The sequence below is a fragment of the Nonomuraea sediminis genome (genome assembly GCF_018531495.1).
Taxonomy (GTDB): Bacteria; Actinomycetota; Actinomycetes; order Streptosporangiales; family Streptosporangiaceae; genus Nonomuraea; species Nonomuraea sediminis.
Genome location: NZ_JAHDTI010000009.1, coordinates 501531 through 522402 on the forward strand (window position 1 = coordinate 501531; position 20872 = coordinate 522402).

General features: G+C 69.9%; 20 protein-coding genes. 10 read left to right on the plus strand and 10 right to left on the minus strand.

Annotated elements, in window-relative coordinates:
* Positions 1–83 precede the first annotated feature (83 nt).
* On the plus strand, positions 84–1022 hold the full coding sequence (locus tag KIK09_RS33990; RefSeq protein ID WP_214323482.1) for a DUF1702 family protein: 939 nt from the start codon (positions 84–86) through the stop codon (positions 1020–1022).
* On the opposite strand, the gene KIK09_RS33995 is transcribed toward KIK09_RS33990, so the two are convergent.
* Complete coding sequence (locus KIK09_RS33995) at positions 1019–1636, minus strand: class I SAM-dependent methyltransferase (protein ID WP_214323635.1); 618 nt, start codon at positions 1634–1636, stop codon at positions 1019–1021. The genes KIK09_RS33990 and KIK09_RS33995 overlap by 4 nt on opposite strands.
* Positions 1637–1721: 85 nt before the next feature.
* Between KIK09_RS33995 and KIK09_RS34000 the strand changes: the two genes are divergently transcribed.
* From KIK09_RS34000 to KIK09_RS34015, 4 genes are read left to right on the plus strand one after another with little or no spacing between them, the layout of a single operon-like run.
* A complete protein-coding gene (locus KIK09_RS34000; RefSeq protein WP_214323483.1) occupies positions 1722–2174 on the plus strand; it encodes a pyridoxamine 5'-phosphate oxidase family protein in 453 nt (150 codons plus the stop codon).
* Positions 2171–2365, plus strand: a complete 195-nt coding sequence (locus KIK09_RS34005) for a ferredoxin (protein ID WP_214323484.1) — start codon at positions 2171–2173, stop codon at positions 2363–2365. The genes KIK09_RS34000 and KIK09_RS34005 overlap by 4 nt, the downstream gene beginning before the upstream one ends.
* Positions 2366–2382: 17 nt before the next feature.
* The gene (locus KIK09_RS34010; protein WP_214323485.1) at positions 2383–3468 is read left to right on the plus strand and encodes a Zn-dependent alcohol dehydrogenase; all 1086 of its coding nucleotides are present in this window, start codon (positions 2383–2385) and stop codon (positions 3466–3468) included.
* 44 nt (positions 3469–3512) lie between these two features.
* The gene (locus KIK09_RS34015; RefSeq protein WP_214323486.1) at positions 3513–3959 is read left to right on the plus strand and encodes a MarR family winged helix-turn-helix transcriptional regulator; all 447 of its coding nucleotides are present in this window, start codon (positions 3513–3515) and stop codon (positions 3957–3959) included.
* Positions 3960–4022: 63 nt separating this feature from the next.
* Here the strand turns inward: KIK09_RS34015 and KIK09_RS34020 are convergent, their stop codons facing one another.
* Complete coding sequence (locus KIK09_RS34020) at positions 4023–4958, minus strand: 2-hydroxyacid dehydrogenase (RefSeq protein ID WP_214323487.1); 936 nt, start codon at positions 4956–4958, stop codon at positions 4023–4025.
* A gap of 107 nt (positions 4959–5065) precedes the next feature.
* Here KIK09_RS34020 and KIK09_RS34025 point away from each other — a divergent pair, with 107 nt between their 5' ends.
* The 4 genes from KIK09_RS34025 to KIK09_RS34040 all read left to right on the plus strand — a co-directional run bounded on the left by KIK09_RS34025 (position 5066) and on the right by KIK09_RS34040 (position 7474).
* Positions 5066–5494, plus strand: coding sequence for an SgcJ/EcaC family oxidoreductase (locus KIK09_RS34025; RefSeq protein ID WP_214323488.1), 429 nt, complete (start codon positions 5066–5068; stop codon positions 5492–5494).
* Positions 5491–6096 carry an NAD(P)-dependent oxidoreductase gene (locus KIK09_RS34030; RefSeq protein WP_214323489.1) on the plus strand — a complete coding sequence of 202 codons (606 nt, stop codon included), beginning with the start codon at positions 5491–5493 and terminating at the stop codon, positions 6094–6096. The genes KIK09_RS34025 and KIK09_RS34030 overlap by 4 nt, the downstream gene beginning before the upstream one ends.
* 86 nt (positions 6097–6182) lie before the next feature.
* Complete coding sequence (locus KIK09_RS34035) at positions 6183–6608, plus strand: VOC family protein (RefSeq protein WP_214323490.1); 426 nt, start codon at positions 6183–6185, stop codon at positions 6606–6608.
* Between the two features lie 2 nt (positions 6609–6610).
* A complete protein-coding gene (locus KIK09_RS34040) occupies positions 6611–7474 on the plus strand; it encodes a pyridoxamine 5'-phosphate oxidase family protein (RefSeq protein ID WP_214323491.1) in 864 nt (287 codons plus the stop codon).
* Here KIK09_RS34040 and KIK09_RS34045 read toward each other — a convergent pair.
* From KIK09_RS34045 to KIK09_RS34080, 8 genes are all read right to left on the minus strand, one after another.
* Entirely contained in the window at positions 7464–8492 is a 1029-nt protein-coding gene (locus KIK09_RS34045) for a sugar phosphate isomerase/epimerase family protein (protein ID WP_214323492.1), read from the minus strand. The genes KIK09_RS34040 and KIK09_RS34045 overlap by 11 nt on opposite strands.
* Positions 8493–8533: 41 nt before the next feature.
* Positions 8534–9631, minus strand: coding sequence for a Gfo/Idh/MocA family protein (locus KIK09_RS34050; RefSeq protein WP_214323493.1), 1098 nt, complete (start codon positions 9629–9631; stop codon positions 8534–8536).
* An 87-nt stretch (positions 9632–9718) separates the two neighbouring features.
* On the minus strand, positions 9719–14224 hold the full coding sequence (locus KIK09_RS34055) for a ThuA domain-containing protein (RefSeq protein WP_214323494.1): 4506 nt from the start codon (positions 14222–14224) through the stop codon (positions 9719–9721).
* A gap of 60 nt (positions 14225–14284) precedes the next feature.
* Positions 14285–15112, minus strand: coding sequence for a sugar phosphate isomerase/epimerase family protein (locus tag KIK09_RS34060; protein ID WP_214323495.1), 828 nt, complete (start codon positions 15110–15112; stop codon positions 14285–14287).
* The gene (locus KIK09_RS34065) at positions 15109–16311 is read right to left on the minus strand and encodes an ABC transporter substrate-binding protein (protein ID WP_214323496.1); all 1203 of its coding nucleotides are present in this window, start codon (positions 16309–16311) and stop codon (positions 15109–15111) included. Before KIK09_RS34065 ends, KIK09_RS34060 begins: the two co-directional genes overlap by 4 nt.
* Positions 16301–17224 (minus strand): ABC transporter permease, encoded by a 924-nt coding sequence (locus KIK09_RS34070; protein WP_214323497.1) that lies wholly within the window; start codon positions 17222–17224, stop codon positions 16301–16303. The genes KIK09_RS34065 and KIK09_RS34070 overlap by 11 nt, the downstream gene beginning before the upstream one ends.
* Positions 17221–18168, minus strand: coding sequence for an ABC transporter permease (locus tag KIK09_RS34075; RefSeq protein WP_214323498.1), 948 nt, complete (start codon positions 18166–18168; stop codon positions 17221–17223). The genes KIK09_RS34070 and KIK09_RS34075 overlap by 4 nt, the downstream gene beginning before the upstream one ends.
* Positions 18161–19591 (minus strand): sugar ABC transporter ATP-binding protein, encoded by a 1431-nt coding sequence (locus tag KIK09_RS34080; RefSeq protein ID WP_214323636.1) that lies wholly within the window; start codon positions 19589–19591, stop codon positions 18161–18163. The genes KIK09_RS34075 and KIK09_RS34080 overlap by 8 nt, the downstream gene beginning before the upstream one ends.
* Before the next feature lie 151 nt (positions 19592–19742).
* On the opposite strand from KIK09_RS34080, the gene KIK09_RS34085 reads away from it, so the two are divergent.
* Positions 19743–20855: an ROK family protein gene (locus tag KIK09_RS34085; RefSeq protein ID WP_214323499.1), complete on the plus strand. Its 1113-nt coding sequence runs from the start codon at positions 19743–19745 to the stop codon at positions 20853–20855.
* Positions 20856–20872: the final 17 nt, after the last annotated feature.

Sequence of the window (20872 nt, forward strand, 5' to 3'; positions counted from 1 at the left end):
TGGCCGTACGAGGCGTCTTCGGGGGAAGCGTGGGCGACACGGGCACAACAGCATTCCTTGAACAGGTCGGGATCGAGCCGACAGTGGCCCCATCCCGTGGCCTGCGGAGGTTCCTGACGAAGGATCCGCGCGAGGCGGACCTCAGCAGGCGCAGGTTCCGGCTCAGGGAGGGACACTCCCGCCGGATCCTCGAAAGCGCCGAGGAGTCATACATTTTCGGCTTCAACGCCACGCTGGCGCGCGAAACCGACAAGATCGAGCTGATCGAGCAGGCACGGCGAGGCTTCGCCTACGAGGGCGCTGGAGCCGCGTGCACCGTTCTCGATCTGCTCACACTGACCAGGGGCCGGCGCCTTCACGAGCTACTAGCCGGCCCCGCCAAACATCACCGGCACTCGGTCTACCTGGGAGCCGGCCGGGGTTACGCGCTGCTGCGGCTGCACCCGATGCGGGGCCTGCGGCGCGCGCATCCGCTGCTGCGCTGGCTCGTCGTGGACGGGTTCGGCTTCCAGCAGGGGCTGACGCGGGCCGACAGGATGGTGGGCGAGCGGAGCATGCCCGACCTGCTCACCCGCAGCCACTGCGCCATCTTCGACCAGGGCCTGGGGCGCCTGCTGTGGTACCACGACTGCGCCCAGCCCGACGAGGTGGCGGCCAGGATCGCCGGCTACCCGGTGGGCCGCAGGGGCGATCTGTGGAGCGGGGCCGGGTTCGCCGCGGCCTACACGGGCGGCGCCGACCTCGAGGAGCTCCAGCGGCTGGCCGCGCACGCAGGAGCCGACGGTTTCCGCGGCCACCTGGCGCAGGGCTGCGCGTTCGCGGTCACGGCCAGGGCGCAGGCGGGCCCGGTGCCGGAGCACACCGCTGAGGCGGCCGACGTGCTGGCGGGAGCCGTACCGGAGGAGGCGGCGTCGTGGGCGGACGCGGCGCTGATCGCGCTCGGGCACGACCCGCACACCCACGAGGACTACCAGACCTGGCACGCCGGCGTCAGGCGGGCCTGGGCCAGGCGCAACCGCTAGATCCGCTCGAGCACCCGCAGCGAGCCTTCCACGAGCACCTCCTTGAACACGCCCGACTCCAGGGCGCGCAGGTAGACGCGGTAGGGGGCCTGGCCGCCGTCGGCGGGGTCGGGGTAGATGTCGTGGAAGGCCAGCGCGCCGCCGGGCATGACGTGCGGGGACCAGCCCTCGTAGTCGCGGGTCACGGGCTCCTCTGAGTGCCCGCCGTCGATGAACAGCATCGACAGCGGCGTGTTCCACAGCGCGGCGACCCGCTCCGAGCGGCCGACGATCGCGATGACCTCGTCCTCGAGCCCGGCCGCGGCGATCGTGGCGCGGAAGGCGGGCAGCGAGTCCATCTTGCCGAAGCGCGGGTCGACCAGCGTCGGGTCGTGGTGGGCCCAGCCGGGCTGGATCTCCTCCGAGCCGCGGTGGTGGTCGACGGTGACCACCACCGTGCCCGCCTGCCGGGCGGCCGCGCCGAGGTAGATCGCGGACTTGCCGCAGTAGGTGCCGATCTCGCAGATCGGACCCCGCCCGCCGTACCGCAGCGCAGTCTCGAAGAGCGCCAGCCCCTCCTCCGTCGGCATGAAACCCTTGGCGTGCTCGGCTGCGTAAAGCAGCTCAGGCGGCATCGTCATAGGGCAGCACCCTAGTAGAACCGAACAACATTCCGTCCAGCTCTTGAAACCGGAATCTGGAACCTGTTCTACTGGCAGCGTGAATCAGCGCGCTCGCATCGCGATGTCCGACGACGACGTCACCGCCTTCCTGGAGGAGGCGAAGAAGCTGCAGCTGGCCACGATCAACCCCGACGGCACCCCGCACCTGGTGACCATGTTCTACGGCCTGGACGAGGGGCGGATCGCCTTCTGGACCTATGGCAAGGCGCAGAAGACGCGCAACCTCGAGCGCGACCCGCGTGTGAGCTGCCTGGTCGAGGCGGGCGACGACTACGCTGAGCTGCGCGGCGTCCTGGTGTACGGCAAGGCGGAGCTGGTCGAGGACCGTGACCGCGTGCTGGCCATCGGGCTGGGGATCGCGCGCAGGATGACGCCGGGGGTGGACGACGAGCTCCTGCGGCCCTACGTGGAGCAGACCGGAAGGAAGCGGGTCGCTTACGTCGTCGAGCCCACCAAGGTGGTCTCATGGGACCACAGGAGGCTCACATGAAGATCAAAGTTGACTATCTCGTCTGCGAGGCCAATGCCGTCTGCATGGGACTCGTACCCGAGGTTTTCGAAGTGGACGACGACGACAACCTGCACATCCTGCAGCCCGACGTGCCGCCGGAGCTGCTGGACAAGGTACGGCACGCCGTCCGCTCCTGCCCGAAAGCCGCCCTCTCGCTCGAAGAGGAATAGCCGAGGAGGAACCCCCCATGCGCGCCGCAGTTCTGCATGCCGTTGGCGACGACAAGCTCGAGATCCGCGACGACGTCACCCTGACCCCCGTCGGCCCCGCCGAGGTGCGGGTCCGGATCAGGGCGACCGGCGTCTGCCACTCGGACCTGTCGGCCATGACCGGCGTGCTGCCGCAACCCGTGCCGCTGATCCCCGGCCACGAGGGTGCGGGCGAGGTGGTCGAGGTGGGCGACCACGTCACGTCGGTCTCGCCCGGCGACCACGTGGTGATCAGCTGGCGCCCGTCCTGCCAGGAGTGCAACCTGTGCCTGGGCGGCCAGCCGTACCTGTGCATGAAGTACGTGATCGAGTCCTTCACCAAGGGCAACTTCCGCTTCGGCGGCGACACCACGGCCTTCGGGATGGCCGGCTGCGGCACCTGGGCCGAGGAGATCATCGTCCCGTGGCAGGGCGCGATCAAGATCGACCCTGAGGTGCCGTGGGAGGCGGCGGCGCTCATCGGCTGCGGCATCACGACCGGCGTGGGCGCGGCGATCAACACCGCGCGCGTCCGCCCGGGCTCGACGGTCGCGGTGATCGGCTGCGGCGGCGTCGGCCTGTCGGTCATCCAGGGCGCGCGCGTCTCGGGCGCCAGGACGATCCTGGCGATCGACCCGCTGACGTCCAAGCACGAGCTGGCCAAGAAGGTCGGCGCCACGCACGCGATCACGCCCGACGAGGTGCCCGGCGCGCTGAACGAGCTGACCGGCGGCAACGGCTTCGACTACGGCTTCGAGGTGGTCGGCAAGTCGGCCACGATCCAGAGCGCCTGGCAGGTCACCAGGGCGGGCGGCGACGTCATCGTGGTGGGCGCGGGCGCGATGGACGACATGGTGTCGATCTCCGCCTTCAGCCTGCTCTTCGAGGGCAAGAACCTGCTGTCCAGCCTGTACGGCGAGGCCGACGTGCGGCACGACTTCCCGTACTTCGCCGACCTCTACAAGGCGGGCAAGCTGGACCTGGAGTCCATGATCAGCTCCAGGATCAAGCTGACCGACCTCAACGACGCGGTGTCGGCGCTCAAGAGCGGCGAGGTGCTGCGCCAGATCGTGCTGATGGACTAGCCGCGATGGGCATGGCCTCCGCCCTGATGCATCAAACTTGATGCATGGACGGGATCGAGTTGTTCCTGCTGGGCCGGACGCTGATGAAGATCGGCGAGGAGGCCATGCCCACCGAGACCGGCGGTGTCAGGCCGGTGCTGATCGTCGTGGCCGACCTGCGCGCGCACGAGGTGACCTCGGTCGGCGAGATCGCCACCCGCACCGGGCTGCCGCAGAGCGCGGTGTCGGCCGCCGTGGCGCGGCTGCGCGAGGTGGGCGCCGTCGTGACCGAGCCCGATCCGCGCGACCGCAGGCGGCAGCTCATCCGGCACGCCCCGGCGCTCCCCGAACGGGTGACCGAGGTGCGTGCCACGCCGATCGACTCCGCGCTGGCCGCCGCGCTCGGCACCGACGACGAGGCCGAGGTGGCAGACCTGGTGGCCGAGCTGGAGCGCCTGGCCCGCCGCCTCACCCCGAAGTCGCTGTCGCGGCTGCGAGCAACCGACGGCTGACCAGCGGCGTCACCGCTCAGGCCGTGGCGAACAGCGCCGCGAGCACGCCCCAAGATCCCCGCTTCACTTCACGGGGGTGAGCGGGGCCGCGCCGGACAGGACGGCGGCCGCGTTGGCGACGGCCAGGCCGCACATGCGCTCCCTGGTCGCGGTGCCGGCGCTGCCGATGTGCGGGGTCAGCACCAGGTTGTCCAGCTCCAGCAGCTCGGGGTTGACCTGCGGCTCCCCCTCGAAGACGTCGAGGCCCGCCGAGGCGATCTCGCCGGTGCGCAGCGCCTCGATGAGGGCGCTCTCGTCCACGATGCCGCCGCGGGCGGTGTTGACCAGGACCGCGGTGGACTTCATGCGGCGCAGCGCGCCGGCGTCGATGAGGTGGCGGGTGTCCGGGGTCAGCGGGACGTGCAGGGTGACCACGTCGCTGCGCTCGAGCAGCTCGGGCAGCTCGGCGAACTCCACCTCGTCCCTGTCGTCCGGCCTCGAGGTGGGCGTGGCGAGGATCTTCATGTCGAAGGCGCGGGCCCGCCTGGCCACCGCCCGCCCGATCCGGCCGTAGCCGACGACGCCGAGCGTGGCGCCCGCGCTCAGGTCCAGGCCCACCAGCATGCGCGGCCCCCACACCCAGGGCGTGCGCTCGCGCAGCAACCGGTCGCCCTCGAGCACGCGCCGCGAGGCCGCCAGGATCAACGCCATCGTCAGGTCGGCGGTCGCGCCGTCGAGCACGCCCGGCGTGTTCGTCACCCACACCCCGCGCCTGGTGGCGGCCTCGACGTCGATGTTGTCGTAGCCGACCGCCACGTTCGCCACGACCTTCAGCCCTGGGCCCGCCGCGTCGAGGAACTCCTCGTCGATGCGCTCGGTCAGCGTGCACACCACGGCCTCGGCCCCGGCCGCCAGCCGTAGCAGCGTCTCACGGTCCGGCGGTTCCTCGCCGCCGGTCACCACCGGGTGTCCGAGCGCCTTCACCTGGGCCATCGCCGCGTCGGTCAACGTTCGCGTCACACAGATCATGGGTCCCTTTGTACGGCATGCCGTACCCGATTGACATTCTCTGCACTTATGCAGATACTTATCTCATACAGAAGCTGCTCCAAGTGAGAGGAACTGGCATGAGCGAGAACGAGATCCGCGACCTGCTCCACCGCTCCGTCGAGGCCTGGAACCGGGCCGACGGCACCGCCTACGGCGAGTGCTTCACCGAGGACGCCACGGACGTGACCTTCGTCGGCACGATCTACCACGGCGGCAAGGAGATCGGCTCGGCCCACCAGGTGATGTTCGACAGCTTCCTGAAGGGCACGCGACTGACGATGGAGATCGTCGACATCCGCTTCTACGGCTCCGACACGGCGGTGGCCGTGACGCGTGGCGAAACCCACAAGGGCAAGCCCAAGAAGCTCGGCAAGGTCGCGACGTACCTGATCGCCCGCGGCGCCGACGGCGAGTGGCGGATCGCCGCGGTCCAGAAGACCAAGCACAACGCGCTGCTCGAGGGCATCGCCTTCCGTTTCCAGCCGAAGAGCAGGCCCCGGGCATGAACCGCATCGCCGTCGTCGGCGCCACCGGCCGCACCGGCCGCCTCCTCGTCGACCTCGCCCGTACAGCGGGCCACACGGTCACCGCCATCGCGCGCGACCCGTCGGCCCTGTCCCCCGACCTCGCCAGGGCGCCCATGGACGCGCTCGGCGAGGTCCTCCCCGGGCACGACGCGGTCATCTCGGCCGCCGGGGCCGCGGGCCGCGGCCCCACCACGGTCTACTCAGCGGTCACGGCCGCCCTCATCCAGGCCATGCCCGCCGGCGGCCGCCTGGTCGTCGTCTCCTCGGCCGGCCTGTCCACCCCGGACGGCGCCGGCCTCCTCACCCGCCTGGCCGGCCGGGTCCTCCACCAGGTGATGCGCCACACCTACGCCGACATGGAACGCATGGAGTCACTCCTGGCGGCCTCGAGCCTGACATGGACCGCGATCCGCCCCACCGGCCTCACCGACGCGCCCGCCACGGGCCGCACCCGCGCCTCCGTCGGCACAAGCGCCCCGGTCGGCCCCCGCACCTCCCGCGCGGACCTGGCCGCCTACATCCTCACCCACCTGCACGACCCCGCCACCTACCACCAGGCCGTGGCCGTCTCCTCCCGATGAGACTAACCGGCTATTTCATTTTTGGGGGTTGACCATCGTGAGAATTAACCAGTAACGTCATTTTTGCCGGTTAAGGAGGTAGGTCCATGCGGACTGGGCATGTGGGATTGAACGTGACCGATCTGGATCGGTCGGTGGGCTTCTATACGAAGGTCTTCGGGTTCCAGGTGACGGGCTCGGGCGACGGGTTCACGTTCCTGGGGTTCGACGGGGTGCCCCACGTGACGCTGTGGCGTCAGAGCGGCGAGGGGTTCGCCAAGGACCGTTCGGGTCTGCACCATCTGGCCTTCCAGGTGGACTCGATCGACGCCGTCAGGCAGGCCGAAGGGGTGCTCAAGGCGCTGGGCGCCGAGTTCACCTACGACGGCGTGGTGCCGCACGGCGAGGGCAGGGCCTCGGGCGGGATCTTCTTCACCGACCCCGACGGCATCCGCCTGGAGATCTACGCGCCGTCCGGGGCCGAGGAGGCCACGGCCCCCAACCCCGGCGCGCCGACCTGCGGCTTCTTCTAGCCATGAGCTACCACCGGGGCGAGCTGAAGGTGCAGGAGCGGGCCGGGCGGCTGCGGCAGGCGGGCAGCGCGCTGCGCGGGATCAGGCAGGCCGTGCCCGAGGTGGCCTCGGACTTCCTGGCCGCCCAGCCGATGATCGTGGTCGGGGCCGCCGACGGCGCGGGACGGATGTGGGCCTCGCTGGTGACCGGCGCGCCCGGTTTCCTGCGCACGCCCGACCCGCGGACTCTGGTCGTGGACACGCTGCCCCTGCCGGACGATCCGCTGGCCGAGGCGCTCGCGGGCCCCGCCGAGGTGGGGATGATCGCCATCGAGCCCGCCACCCGGCGCAGGATGCGCGTCAACGGGCACTCGACGCCCACGGGCCAGGGGTTCCGGGTGGACATCGACCAGGCGATCTCCAACTGCCCGAAGTACCTGCAGCTGCGGACGCCCGCCGTACCCGCGGCGGAGGCCAGGCCCGTGGCGAGCACGGGCCTGGCGCTGACCGGGGACCAGCAGGAGCAGATCCGCCTGGCGGACACGTTCTTCGTGGCCACGGCGACGTCCGGCGGCGACGCCGACGCCTCGCACCGCGGCGGGAACCCGGGCTTCGTGGAGGTGGTCTCCCCCACCCGGCTGCGCTGGCCCGACTATCTCGGCAACTCGATGTTCCTGACGCTGGGCAACCTGGCGGTGCACCCGGCGGCGGGCCTGCTGGTGCCCGGCTGGGACACCGGCTCGACGCTCCAGCTCACCGGCACCGCGCGCACCGTGTGGGACCCGGAACAGCGCTTCGTCGAGTTCGAGGTCGAGGCCGTCCACGAGACCCGGCACGCCACCCGCCTGCGCTGGAGCGCGCCGGAGTACTCGCGCTTCAATCCCTAGCCGAGAACGCGGCGTCGAAGGCCGCCGCGGGCGGCGTGATGGCGTTGAGCCTCCTGATGTAGGCCAGGGCCTCCTTGGCGCCGTGGAGCCGGTCCATGCCCGCGTCCTCCCACTCGATCGAGATCGGACCCTGGTAGCCGATCGAGTTGAGCGCACGGAAGCAGTCCTCCCACGGCACGTCCCCCCTGCCGGTGGAGACGAAGTCCCAGCCGCGGCGCGGGTCGCCCCACGGCAGGTGGGAGGACAGCCGGCCGCGGCGGCCGTCGCCCACGCGGACCCGGGTGTCCTTGCAGTCGACATGGTAGACGCGGTCGGCGAAGTCCAGGATGAACGCCACCGGGTCCAGGTCCTGCCAGACCATGTGGCTCGGGTCCCAGTTCAGTCCGAAGGCGGGGCGGTGGCCGATGGCCTCCAGCGTCCTGACCGTGCTGACGTAGTCGTAGGCGATCTCGCTGGGGTGGATCTCGTGCGCGAAGCGGACGCCCACCTCGTCGAAGACGTCCAGGATCGGGTTCCACCTGTCGGCGAAGTCCCGGTATCCGGCCTCGACCATGGCGGCGGGCACCGGAGGGAACATGGCGACGGTGTGCCAGATCGACGAGCCCGTGAAGCCGACCACCGTGTCGATGCCCAGCAGGGCCGCGGCTCGGGCGGTGTTCTTCATGTCCTCCGCGGCGGCCTGCCGTACCGACTCCGGGTCTCCCGAGCCCCAGATGCGGGAGGGCAGGATGGCCTTGTGCCGCTCGTCGATGGGGTGGTCGCAGATGGCCTGGCCGACGAGGTGGTTGGAGATCGTCCAGACCTGGAGCCCGTACTTCTCCAGCAGGTCGCGTTTCCTCGTGACGTAGGAGGGGTCCTCCACGGCCGCGGCGACGTCGAAATGGTCACCCGAGCAGGCGATCTCGAGGCCGTCGTAGCCCCAGTCCGCCGCCAGCCGGCACACCTCCTCGAACGGCAGATCCGCCCACTGGCCCGTGAACAGCGTTACCGGTCTTGGGGCCTCCTTCGTCGGCCCCAAGACAGGTCTGCTGTGTTTATTGGTTCCTTCGCGTTGCTCAGTCACATGACCTCCTTGTAGCGGCCCTCGGCCGCGCTCTCCTCGACCGCCGCCAGCACCTGCTGTACCCGCAGCCCGTCGGCGAACGACGGCGACGGATCGGTGCCCTGGGCGATCGCCTCCAGGAAGTCCTTGATCTCGTGGGTGAAGGAGTGCTCGTAGCCGAGGCCGTGGCCGGGCGGCCACCAGGCGCCCACGTAGGGATGGTCGGGCTCGGTCACCAGGATCCTGGTGAACCCCTCGTCCCCGGAGGAGACCCAGAGCTCGTTCATGGCCTCGAAGTCGAAGTACAGGCTGCCCAGCGAGCCGTTGAGCTCGATCCGCAGCGCGTTCTTGCGTCCCGTGGCGAAGCGGGTGGCCTCGAACGACCCGACCGCGCCGCCCGACATGCGGGCCACGAAGAGCGCGGCGTCGTCCACGGTCACCCGTCCGCCTGGACGGTCGCGGACGAACGTCTCGGTGAGCCCGGAAACCCCGACGATCCGCTGGCCGCTGATGAACTGGGCGGCGTCGATGATGTGCGCGCCGATGTCGCCGAGCGCGCCGGATCCCGCCTTGTCCTTCTGCAGCCGCCACACCAGCGGATACTCCGGGTCCACGATCCAGTCCTGCAGGTACTGGGCCCGCACGTGCCTGATCGTGCCCAGCCTGCCCTCGGCCACGAGCCGGCTCGCCAGCGCCACCGCGGGGACCCGCCGGTAGTTGAAGGCGACCATGCTCCTGGCCGGGGAGGCCTGCGCGGCCTCGACCATGGAAACAGCCTCCGGCACCGTGTTGGCCAGCGGCTTCTCGCAGATGACGTGCTTGCCCGCCGCCAGCGCGGCGATGGCGATCTCGGCGTGCGAGTCGCCAGGCGTGCAGATGTCCACGATGTCGATGTCGTCCCGGCTGATCAGCTCGCGCCAGTCGGTCAGCGCCTCGTCCCAGCCCATCCTGCGCCGAGCGGTCTCGGTGGCCTCCTTCGTCCGGCCGCAGATCACCCGCATCTCCGGGCGGAGCGGAAGGTCGAAGAAGGCGGATACGGTGCGCCACGCCTGGGAGTGGACACGCCCCATGAAGGCGTATCCCACCATGCCGACGCCGATGGTCCGGTCAGTCACTGCCTGCCCCCGATCACGGTTCGAGAGAGCTTATGAGTAGAGTCCCGCGCCGCGGCCGGCGAGCCAAGCCGCGGCGCGGGTCGCGCGTCAGCGCAGGCTCGCGATCACCTTGTCGGCGTCGCGGGTCAGCACCTGCCGCACATCGTCCCTGCTCACCTTGGCGACCAGGGTCTTGAACGCTTCGAGATCACGTATGGCCTTCGCCTTCTGTCCCTTCTTGACGGCCTTGGCGGCCGCGGCGAGGCTGTCGGTCAGCTGCCCGTGCTCGGCAGGCGACAGCCAACTCGTCGCGGCGAACCGGTCGACCAGGCGCTGGACGTCCGTCAGGGACGTGACCACGGTGAAGCCGACCGTCGAGGTGGTCGTGTTGCCGGCGTTGTCGCTCGCCGTCACCGCGACCGTGTGCTTGGCCAGACTCAGCGTGAACAGCGGCAGCACCGTGTCGTTCAGCAGCGTGGCCGTGTCGATCACGCCGCTGGACGACTTCACCCCCGAGGTGCTGTCCACGGCCTGCCAGGAGATCCGCAGGTCCTGCGCGTCGCCGTAGGTCGCGCCGTCGGCGGCCCCGGCCACGAGCAGCGTGGGCTTGGTCGTGTCGATCTTCAGAGTCGCCGCCTTGTCGGGCTCGCGGACGCCGGCCTTGTCGATCGCCCGGTACTTCAGCTCGTGCGCTCCTTCTCCGGACACGACGACCGAATCGGTGTAGGGCTTCCAGTCCCCTGAGTCCAGGGCGTACTCGATCCGCTCCACTCCCGAGGCGGCGTCGGTGGCCGCCAGTGTCACCGGCACCGCCGAACCGTGCCATCCGGTGTCGGACGGCGGCGCGAAGGTGGCGGTGGTCTGCGGAGCCGTGGCGTCGATGGAGATCTCGGCCGACTTGGCCTCCTCGGTGTTGCCCACCGAGTCCCGCGAGCGGTACTCCAGCTTCCTGACCCCGTCGCCGCTGACGGTGAACGGCGCCAGGTACGTGGTCCAGGCTCCGCCGTCCAGGCGGTACTCGGTGACCGCCACCTGGTTGGCGTCGTCGGTCGCGCTCAACGAGACCTCGACGGGTCCGGTGTGCCAGCCCGGCGTCACCCCGGACACGGTGGTGACAGGCGGCGTGTGGTCGGTGTTGGACGCGGTGAACCTCCACTGCTGGTTGGGCGCGTTGACGCAGGTCCACTGGATGACGGCGGCGCCGTCGTCCTGCGAGACGTACTTGACGTCCAGGCACAGCCCGCTGGCCGCGGAGGTGACCTGGTAGACGTCACCGGCCTTGGCCGCGTAGAAGCGCTGGTTGATCAGGTCGCGGTCACCCGTGCCGTGGCAGGTCCACTGCACCAGCTGGGTCTCCAGCGTGGTCGAGCCGCCCGGCACGTCCAGGCACTTGCCGCTGGCCTCGTTCTTCAGCTGGAAGCCGCCGCCGTCGGTCGGCATGACCTGCCAGCGCTGCTCGGCGCCGCCCGTCGCGCCCTGCTGGACGATCTTGGCGTCGTCGACGTTCGACAGCGGCTGCATGTTCTTGCCGCTGTGCTGCGCGGTGACGGTGTAGGTGCCCGCCTTGAGGTCGTCGCCGGGCGCCGGGTCGCCGCTGACCTGCATGGAGTCGACGTCGAAGGAGTTGTTGCCGCTCGCCTTGAACACCATGTAGATCGTCTTGCTCGCCACGCCCTGCTTGATCGGCACGGCCGTGGTCATCTTGTAGGTGTTCCAGCCGCCGGTGTTCGGCACCGGGGTGCTGGCCAGCAGGGTGCCGGTGGGCGTGTCGGCGTGGAGTTCGATGAGGCCTCCGCCGCTCGGGCTGGACAGGCGGTAGGAGACCGAACCCATCTGGCTGAGGTTCATCGGGGTGAAGGCCACCCAGTCGCCGTTGCTGATGTCGCCGATGCGCTTGCCGCTCTCGGCGCCCGGCTCCTCGACGATCCTGGTGCCCGACTGGGCCGTGTAGTACTCGGCCTGCTTGCGCTTGGGCTGCAGGACCGCCTTGGCGTACCCGGTCAGCGGCGGGTCGCCGCCGTCGGCGTACTGGGCGTTGATCACGTAGTAGAGGTTGGCGCCCTCGGGGTGGCCGCCCAGGTCACCGGTCTTGATCACGCCTTCGCAGCCGGGGATCTGGGTGGTCTCGTGCTCGTGGTCGTCGTGCCCGAGGGCCGGGCTCACGATCACCTTCTGGCAGTCGATGGTGGCGTTGTCGGGGTCGGTCACCTTGACCTTGTACGGCACGTCCTGGCCGAACTCGATCGGGGTGCCGCTGGCCGGCGTCTCGATGGTCACCACGGGCCGGGAGTTGCCCGAGACGATCTCGATGTTGGCGAAGCCCTCCTTGCCCGTCGCGTCGGTCACCTTGAGCTGGGCGGTGTACTTGCCCTTGGCGTAGGTGTGCGAGGGCTTGGCCTCGGTGGAGTCGAACGTCCCGTCTCCGTCGAAGTCCCACGCGTAGGTGAGCGGGTCGCCGTCGGGGTCGTAGCTGGCCGACCCGTCGAACTGTACGGCCAGCGGCGCGGGCCCGTCGGTGTGGTCAGCGGTCGCCTTGGCCACCGGCGACCTGGCCCCGGCGGAGTAGTCGATCCGGTAGAGCCCGGAGTCGTTGTTGCCGCCGCCGAAGTCGGTGCCCCACTCGAGCAGGTACATCGACCCGTCCGGGCCGAAGGTCATGTCCATCGGCTTCTTGAACGAGCCGTCCTGCAGGAACGAGTTGATCTTCACGGCGGAGTCGGCCGCGTCGTTGAGGTGGATCTCCCTGACGTAGTGCCGCGCCCACTCGTAGAAGAAGTTCACGCCGTCGTAGTAGGCGGGGAACTTGGTCGGCGACGGGTTGTCCGGGTTGTAGCGGTAGACGGGACCGCTCATCGGCGCCGACCCGCCCGACAGCAGCTCGGGGAAGGTGGGCGAGGTGCCGTAGCCGTACCAGATGACCGGCTTCTGGATCGGGGGCAGCTCGGTCAGGCCGGTGTTGTTGGGCGACTCGTTGACCGGGTGGTCGCAGTCGAACTTGGGCCCGACGACCTTGGTGTCCGGGTTGTAGGGCGCGTACGGCTGGTTGTCGCCGTGGCAGAACGGCCAGCCGTAGTTGCCCGCCTTCTTGATGACGTTCAGCTCGACGAGCCCCTCGGGCCCGCGGTCCGTGGTCGGCCCGCCCCGGTCGGGACCGTAGTCGGCCGCGTACACCCAGCCGGTCTTCTGATCCACCGTGAAGCGGAACGGGTTGCGGAAGCCCATGGCGAAGATCTCCGGCCGGGTCTTGGCCGTCCCCGGCGGGAAGAGGTTGCCGTCGGGGATGTCGTAGCCGCCGTCGGCCTTGGGCTTGACGCGCAGGATCTTGCCGCGCAGGTCGTTGGTGTTGCCCGCGCTGCGGGCGGCGTCCAGCATGGACTGCCCCGGCCGCCAGTCGATGGGCGCGTACCCCTGCCAGTCGGGCGACAGGTTCGGCGGGGTGTCGTCGCCGGTGCTCAGGTAGAGCGTGCCGTCGGGGCCGAACTCGACCGCGCCGCCGGTGTGCCCCGGCTCGGGGTAGGTGCGGTCGCGGTAGGCGGGCACGTCGAGGATCTTCTTCTCGCTGGCCAGGTCGATCGTGTCGCCCGTGACCGTGAAGCGGCTGAGCCGGTTGACGTCCGTCGTGCTGTCCGCCGGTGACCAGTACAGGTAGATCCAGTGGTTGGTGTCGAAGCCCGGGTCCAGCTCCATGCCGACCAGGCCATCCTCGCCGCCGGTGTAGACGTTCAGCTGGGCGGCGGTGACCGTGTTGTGTGTGTCGGGCTTGTAGACCTTCACCGCGCCCTGGCGCTGGACGTAGAAGACGCGCCCGTCCTTGGCGACGTCCAGCTCCATCGGGTCGGCGGTGTTGTCGTCGAGGGTGATCTTCTCGAAGCTGCTGGAGACCGTGGCCCCGCAGTCTCCTTCCTCGGCCCCGGCCGCCCACATGATGCCGCCGCGCACGTGCTCGCGGAAGAACGGCTCGCTGTAGGAGGAGGCCTGGTGGCCCATGGCGGTGGCCCACACCTTGCCGCCCTCGGCCTTGCGGCACCAGGAGATCGGGTGGTCGTCGCCCATGGCGTTCGGGCCGGGGGTGTAGGTGGTCTCGTCCGCGGTGACCAGCACGTGCACCTTGCCGCGGTTGTTGGGCGAGAAGTTGTACCACTCCTCGGCCCGCGGCCAGATCTGCGGCAGGTTCTTCGTCGACGGGTGCACCCGGTCGGCCACCTTGGCCGTGCCCTGGAAGATGCCGGGCGAGTGGCCCGGCATGTGCGAGCCGGCGTTGATCAGCTCGTCCCACCAGGGGAACTGGTTGTCGATCTCCATGTCGAGGGCGTTGTGAATGGCCACCACGCCCTTGCCGGAGCGGACGTAGCGCTGCAGCGCGTCCTCCTGCTCCTGGCTGGTCCACACCATGCCGGAGGTGTTCAGCATGATGATCACGTTGAACTCGGCGAGCTTGGCGTCGTTGAAGACGGCCGGGTCGTCACTCTGCTCGACCGCGAAGTGGTTGTCGGTCGCCAGTTCCTTGACCATCTGGATCCCGGCGGGGATGGAATCGTGGACGTACCCGGCCGCCTTGGTGAACAGCAGGGCTTTGAAGGTGTCGTGTGCCTGGGCGGGAGCGACCCATAACAAGGCGAGTAAAGGGGAAATGAGGGCAGCGAGAACTCTGCGCATGGCGGATTCCGACTCCTGCTAGAGCGATCTGAGGAAGGCCAGCCCGTCCGCGGCCAGGGCGTCCTGGCTCGGGGCGAGCGGCCGCCAGATGGAGGCGGCCGTGGCGATGCTCTGGTTGTGTGCGGTGAAAGACTCGATGACCAGCGGCCCGCGATAGCCCGCGGCATCGAGGGCCCGCGTGAAGGCGGGCCAGTCGAAGCGGTCCTGTCCTGGCGTGCCCCGGTCGGTTCCGCACACCTGCACGTGGGCGATGCGCTCGCCCGCCAGGCGCACGGCTTCGGCCGGGTCCTTCTCCTCGATGTTCATGTGGTAGACGTCCAGGGCGATCCCCGCGTCCTCGGGCAGCGCCTCCAGTGCCTGCTCGACGGTGTTGACGAGGCTGGTCTCGTAGCGGTTGAGCGGCTCGACGGCCACGCGGACACCCTTCTCGGCCGCGTGGTCCAGCACTGGCCTGAGGTTCCGCCTCAGTTCGGCATAGATCCCCTCTCGTTCTTCAGGCGACATGCGCCAGGTACGGCCGACCGAGGCGTAGGCCGGTCCGCCGATGACCGGCGAGCCGACAGTCGAGGCCACGTCGACGCAGTGGCGGAGGTAGTCCTGCGTCTCGGCGACCTTGTCCGCGGCGACCAGTTCCCTGCCGGGCGGCATGACCAGGACCACCGACGCCCTGAGGCCATGGGCGTCGAGAAGGTCCCTGGCCCGGGCGGGGTCCCAGTCGCCCGGCTGCTCGACCGGGAGCTCGATCACGTCGAAGCCCCAGCCGGCTATGCGCGGTACCAGCCGTACCAGATCGTCGTCTGTCAGCGGCGAGACCCACACCCAGGTGTTGACCCCGATCGAGGTCACTTGCCACCCCAGGTCTGGGGATAGCCGGGCAGGGCCTCGCAGCCGCACAGGGCGTAGTGCAGCGGGGGCATGTTGGGCTGCAGGTACTTGTCGAGGTTGTCGGAGGTGATCTTGGGCTGCGGGAGCTTCCAGGTCTTCGGCACCTCCTCGCCCTTGAGGATCTTCAGTGCCGCGATGACCGGGGTGCGCCACTGGTAGGTGGGGTAGGTGGGAGCGATGGCGGTGAGGTTGTTCTGCTTCCACTTCTGCAGGAAGTCCTGCTGGTCCTCGCCCACGATCGGCGGGACGGGCAGGCCGGCGTCCTCGAAGGCCTCGATGGCGGCGACCGCGGTGGCGCCGGCGTCCATCCAGACGCCGTCGATCTTGCCGAAGCGCTGGATGTAGTCGGTGACGATGTTCTTGGTCTTGGCGGCGTCACCGTCGGTGAACTCCACGCCGACGACCTTCAGCTGGCTCTTGTCGAAGCTGACCTTCGCCGCCGACCAGCGGGTCTCCAGCACGTCCACACCGGGCAGGATGCGCAGCGCGAGGATCTTGCCGCCGGCCGGGACCTTCTCGACCAGGAACTCGGCGCCGTCGGCGCCGAAGGCGTAGCCGCCGATCGGGTTGATGAACGTGACGGGGCAGTCGGTCTCCACGCCGCGGTCGAAGACGATCACCGGGACCTTCTCGCAGGCGGCCTTGACGGCGGGCGTGAGGGTGGCGGTGGTGTTCGGCGAGACGATGAGCGCGTCGCAGCCCTTGCCGGTCAGCTCGGCGATGTCGGTGATCTGCTTGTCGTCCTTGCCCTCGGCGTCAAGCGCGGTGAACTTGGTGATCTCCTTGTGCGTGGACACCTCGGCCTGCATGCTCTTCCAGCCGACCTGCCGCCACGGGTTGTTGACCGCGGCGTTGGAGAAGCACAGGTGGATGTTCCCGGACTTCTTGTACTTGGCGGTGCTGACCATCTGCGGGTCGATGGCCTGCTCCCACGGCTTGTCGGCGGGCCCCTGCGGCGTCTTGCCGCGCATCGCCAGCTGGGCGTCGTAGTCGGCCTGGACGAAGAACTTCGACTGCTCGCCCGTGCCGCTGCCCGTGGCCTCGCTCGCGCTCGCGCTCGGCTTGGCACTCTGGGACGCGGTCGCGGCCGGCTTGTCGGTGGTGCAGCCCGCCACCGCTAACGCCGTGGCGAACAGCAGGATTGTCGACTTATGACGCATGAGCGTCTCCCTTTCTGAGAATCGCAGGCAGCCGTACGGCTCCCGCCGCCACAGCGGCAACGATGATCACGCCTTGCACGGCGTATTCGAGAGCCCCCGAGATCCCGTACAGGTTGAGCAGGGTGAACAGCGCCTCCAGCGTGAGCGCGCCCCCCATCGCCGAGACGACGGCGCCCCTGCCGCCGCCCAGCGCCACGCCGCCCAGCACGACGGCGGTGATGGCCGAGAACTCCAGCCCCTGGCCCACCTGGGCGGAGACCCCGGCGAAGCCGCCCAGCATGATGCCGGCGATCGCCGCGGCCAGCCCCGACAGGGCGAAGGCGAGGATCCGCACCCGGTTCACCCGCACGCCGGAGAGCTTGGCCGCCCGCTCGTTGTCGCCGGTGGCGATGAGCGTCTTGCCGAAGGTGGACCTGCTGAGCAGGACCGCCGCCGCGACCACCACGACCAGGATGGCGACCGCCCAGACGGTGTCCCGCCCGAAGATCCGGAAGTTCTGCGACAGCGCCCCGCGCGGCGCCCCGCCCGTCCACAGGAAGACCGCGCCGGACAGGATCAGCATCATCCCCAGCGTGGTGATGAACGACGGCACCCTCAGCAGGGTCGTGACCAGCCCGTTCACCAGCCCGACCAGCAGTCCGAGCACGACGAGCAGCGCCAGCACCGGCCAGGTGGCCCCCTCACTGCCGTCGATCAGCCGCGCCGCCACGACCACCTCGACCGTCACCAGCGATCCCACCGACAGGTCGAACTCGCCGGAGACGATCACGAAGTACTGCCCGGCCGCCAGGATCACCAGGGGCGTCGCCCGCTTGAGGAAGGCCAGGATCCCGGCCGGCTCCAGGAAGTAGGGGTTGGCCACGGCAACCGCGGCGAGCAGCACGATCAGGACCACGAAGATCGCATATTTCATGACTTGCGCCTCCTGGCGTAGATCGCCACGGCCGCCACGATGACCACGCCGCGCACCACGTCCTTGAAGAAGGAGTTGACCTCGAGCTGGTTGAACACGCTGTCCAGTACGGCCAGCAGCAGCACCCCGCCCACGGTGCCGCCCACGCCGCCCCTGCCCCCGGCCAGCGCCGTGCCTCCGAGCACCACCGCGGCGATGGACTCCAGGTCGTAGCCGCCGTCACTCCCGACCGTCGGCGCGCCCGCGCCCAACCGGCTGGCGAGCAGCAGCCCGGCGATCCCGGCGCACAGCGAGCAGAGCACGTGGGTCACGATCACGACCCGATCCGTCCGGACCCCCGACAGCCGCGCCACGTCGACGTCCCCGCCGACGGCGTAGACGCGGTAGCCGTACCGGGTCCTGGCGAGCAGGAACCAGACGGCGAGCGCCACGCCCGCCCAGAGCATCGCCGAGATCGGGATCGGCCCGATCCGGGAGTAGCCCAGCAGCTGGAACGACTCGGGCACCTTGCCCGCGGGGCCGTCGTAGAGGTGGTCCATGACGCCTCTGATGACCAGGCCCACGCCGAGCGTGGCGATGAAGGCGTGCACCCTCAGCTTGGTGATCACCGTGCCGTTGACCAGGCCGACCAGCGCGCTGATCGCGACGACCGCCGCCACTCCCCCGGCCACGTCGCCCGTCTCCATGATCTCGGCGGCCACCAGCGAGCTGAGGCTGATGAGGTAGGCCACGCTGAGGTCCAGCGAGCCCGCCAGGATGGCCAGCGTCTGGCCGGCGGCGACGATGCCCAGCGCCGCCGAGCGCTGCTGGATCCCGACGACGGTCTCCAGCGTGAGGTAGTCGCCGCCGCCGACGGCCGCGCCGATGACGGCGACCAGGACCAGGGCCAGGAAGACGACCCTGACCGGGCTCCACTGCAGCCTTCTGATCACCTGCTCACTCATGGGAGGCCGCCAGGTGCATGATCGTCTCCTCCGAGGAGCCCGCGGGCAGGATCCCGGCGATCCGGCCCTCGCGCAGCACGATGATCCGGTCGCTCATGCCGATCAGCTCCGGCAGTTCGGAGGAGATCATCATCACCGCCACCCCGTCCCTGGCCAGGTCCCTGACCAGGTCGTGGATGGCGGCCTTGGCGCCCACGTCGACACCGCGCGTGGGTTCGTCGAAGACCAGCACGCGCGGCTTGACGTTCAGCCAGCGGGCCAGGACCACCTTCTGCTGGTTGCCGCCTGACAGGTACCGGACCTCGCGCTCGGGGTCGGGCGGGGCCAGGCCCACGCGCTGGAGCAGCTCGCGCACCTTGCCGTTGCGCATCCCGGTCGCGCGGGCGGCCAGCAGGGCGTTGTCGCCGGCCGACTGGCGCAGGGCCAGGCCCTCGGCCTTGCGGTCCTCGGTGACCAGGCCGATGCCGGCGGCCATGGCCTCGCGGACGGTCCTGGGCCTGACGGGCGTCATGTGCCCCTCGGTGAACGGCTCGGCGCCGAAGACGGCCTTGGCCAGCTCGGTACGGCCGGACCCCTGGAGCCCGGCCACGCCGGTGATCTCCCCGGCGCGCAGTTCCAGGTCGATGCCGCGGAGCCGGGAGTTGCCCCCGTCCGCGACCTTCAGCAGGACGTCCCCGATCTCGCCGGGCGTCGCCCGGGGCGGGAAGTAGTCGCTGAGCTCCCTGCCGACCATGAGCCGCACCAGTTCGGCCGTGGTCAGCTCGGTGATCGGGCGGGTGGCGACGAGCGCGCCGTCCTTCAGCACGGTGACGCGGTCGGCCAGGTCGAAGACCTCGCGCAGGCGGTGCGAGATGTAGAGGATCGCGATGCCGCGTTCCTGCAGGCGGCGCACGAGCGTGTGGAGCAGCTCGACCTCGTGCTCGGCCAGCGAGGCGGTGGGCTCGTCCATGACGATGATCCGCGCGTCGATCGACAGCGCCTTGACGATCTCCACGACCTGCTGCTGCGCCACGCCGAGCGCGCCCACCCGGTGGCGGGGGCCGAACCCGGTCTCGCCGAGCTCGCCGAGTAATCGCTCGGTCTCGGCCTCCATGGCGGCGCGGTCCACGACACCGCGCCGTGCGGGTTCCCTGCCGACGAAGACGTTCTCGGCGACGCTGCGTTCGGGCAGGAGGTTGAACTCCTGGTAGATGATCGCGACCCCGGCGCGCTGCGCGTCGAGCGGGTGGTGGAAGGCCACCGTACGGCCGTCGATCGTGATCGTGCCCTCGTCCGGCACGTGGACGCCGGCGAGGATCTTCATCAGCGTCGACTTGCCCGCGCCGTTCTCACCGACAACCGCGTGCACCTCGCCCGCCTGGGCTTCGAGGTCAACGCCGGACAGGACGCGAACGCCGAGGAAGCTCTTGCCGATCCCGCTCATGTTGAGCACTGCCGACCTCCAGTGATATGTCGATGGTCGACATAACTAGTCGCAGATCGGATCGTAAGAGGGACTTATAACGACGGTCAAGCAAAAGTTGTGATACAACCGCAAATAGTCCGACACGAGGGGATTCAACGGAGTGGACGGCATGGGAGCGCTGCTCGCCATACTCAGGGACGGCCAGGCCCGGACCAAGGCCGACCTGGCCCAGCTCACCGGGCTGGCCAGGTCCACGATCTCGCAGCGGCTCGACACGCTCCTGAGCAACCGCTGGATCGTGCCTCACGAGGAGGCCATCGCGTCCGGCGGGCGTCCCGCCACGGCGTTCTCCTTCAACCGGGCCGCCAGGGTCGTGCTGACGGCCGACCTCGGCGCGACGCACGACCGGCTGGCGATCACCGACCTCGGCACCGAGATCCTGGCCGAGCGGACCGCCGACGTGGCGATCGACCGCGGGCCCGAGGCGACGCTGGGCTGGCTCGTCACCAGCTTCACCGACCTGCTCGCCGAGGCCGGGTACACGCTGGACGACGTCTGCGGGGTCGGCGTCGGCCTGCCGGGCCCGGTCGAGCACGCCTCGGGACGCCCGGTCAATCCGCCGATCATGCCCGGCTGGGACGGCTTCGCCGTACCGGAGTGGCTGGGCGCGCGGCTCGGCGTGCCGGTGCTGGTCGACAACGACGTCAACATCATGGCCCTGGGCGAGCACTGGGCCGCGCATCCCCAGACGGACCACCTGATCTTCGTCAAGATCGGCACAGGCATCGGGTGCGGCGTCATCTCCGACCGCCACCTGCACCGCGGCGCTCAGGGGGCGGCGGGCGACATCGGCCACATCCAGGTGGCGGGCGGCGAGCTGGCCCTGTGCCGGTGCGGCAACACCGGCTGCCTGGAGGCCATCGCCGGCGGCGCCGCCCTGGCCGCCCAGCTCGAGGGCGCCGTGACCAGCCGCGACGTGGTCAACCTGGTGCGCGCGGGCAACCTGCCCGCGGTCCAGCTGGTACGGCAGGCGGGACGCGAGATCGGCTCCGTGCTCGCCTCCATGGTCAACTTCTTCAATCCCTCCACCATCGTCATCGGCGGCGCGATAGCCGAGGCGGGCGAGCACGTCCTGGCCGGGGTACGCGAGGTGGTCTACAGCCGCTCGCTCCCGCTGGCCACCGAGCACCTGCGCATCCAGGCCAGCGAGCTGGGAGACCGGGCAGGCATGATCGGCGCCGCCGTGATGGTGATCGAACACGTGCTGGCCTCGGTGGATTGACCATGAGAGAGGGTGAC

What these genes read in the sequence shown, in the direction of transcription:
- KIK09_RS34070 (WP_214323497.1), bottom strand. Translation starts at nt 17,224, where the DNA reads ATGAAATATGCGATCTTCGTGGTCCTGATCGTGCTGCTCGCCGCGGTT.
- KIK09_RS34040 (WP_214323491.1), top strand. Translation starts at nt 6,611, where the DNA reads ATGAGCTACCACCGGGGCGAGCTGAAGGTGCAGGAGCGGGCCGGGCGG.
- KIK09_RS34010 (WP_214323485.1), top strand. Translation starts at nt 2,383, where the DNA reads ATGCGCGCCGCAGTTCTGCATGCCGTTGGCGACGACAAGCTCGAGATC.
- KIK09_RS34085 (WP_214323499.1), top strand. Translation starts at nt 19,743, where the DNA reads ATGGGAGCGCTGCTCGCCATACTCAGGGACGGCCAGGCCCGGACCAAG.
- KIK09_RS34035 (WP_214323490.1), top strand. Translation starts at nt 6,183, where the DNA reads ATGCGGACTGGGCATGTGGGATTGAACGTGACCGATCTGGATCGGTCG.
- KIK09_RS33995 (WP_214323635.1), bottom strand. Translation starts at nt 1,636, where the DNA reads ATGCCGCCTGAGCTGCTTTACGCAGCCGAGCACGCCAAGGGTTTCATG.
- KIK09_RS34030 (WP_214323489.1), top strand. Translation starts at nt 5,491, where the DNA reads ATGAACCGCATCGCCGTCGTCGGCGCCACCGGCCGCACCGGCCGCCTC.
- KIK09_RS34015 (WP_214323486.1), top strand. Translation starts at nt 3,513, where the DNA reads ATGGACGGGATCGAGTTGTTCCTGCTGGGCCGGACGCTGATGAAGATC.
- KIK09_RS34075 (WP_214323498.1), bottom strand. Translation starts at nt 18,168, where the DNA reads ATGAGTGAGCAGGTGATCAGAAGGCTGCAGTGGAGCCCGGTCAGGGTC.
- KIK09_RS34025 (WP_214323488.1), top strand. Translation starts at nt 5,066, where the DNA reads ATGAGCGAGAACGAGATCCGCGACCTGCTCCACCGCTCCGTCGAGGCC.
- KIK09_RS34080 (WP_214323636.1), bottom strand. Translation starts at nt 19,591, where the DNA reads ATGAGCGGGATCGGCAAGAGCTTCCTCGGCGTTCGCGTCCTGTCCGGC.
- KIK09_RS34065 (WP_214323496.1), bottom strand. Translation starts at nt 16,311, where the DNA reads ATGCGTCATAAGTCGACAATCCTGCTGTTCGCCACGGCGTTAGCGGTG.
- KIK09_RS34005 (WP_214323484.1), top strand. Translation starts at nt 2,171, where the DNA reads ATGAAGATCAAAGTTGACTATCTCGTCTGCGAGGCCAATGCCGTCTGC.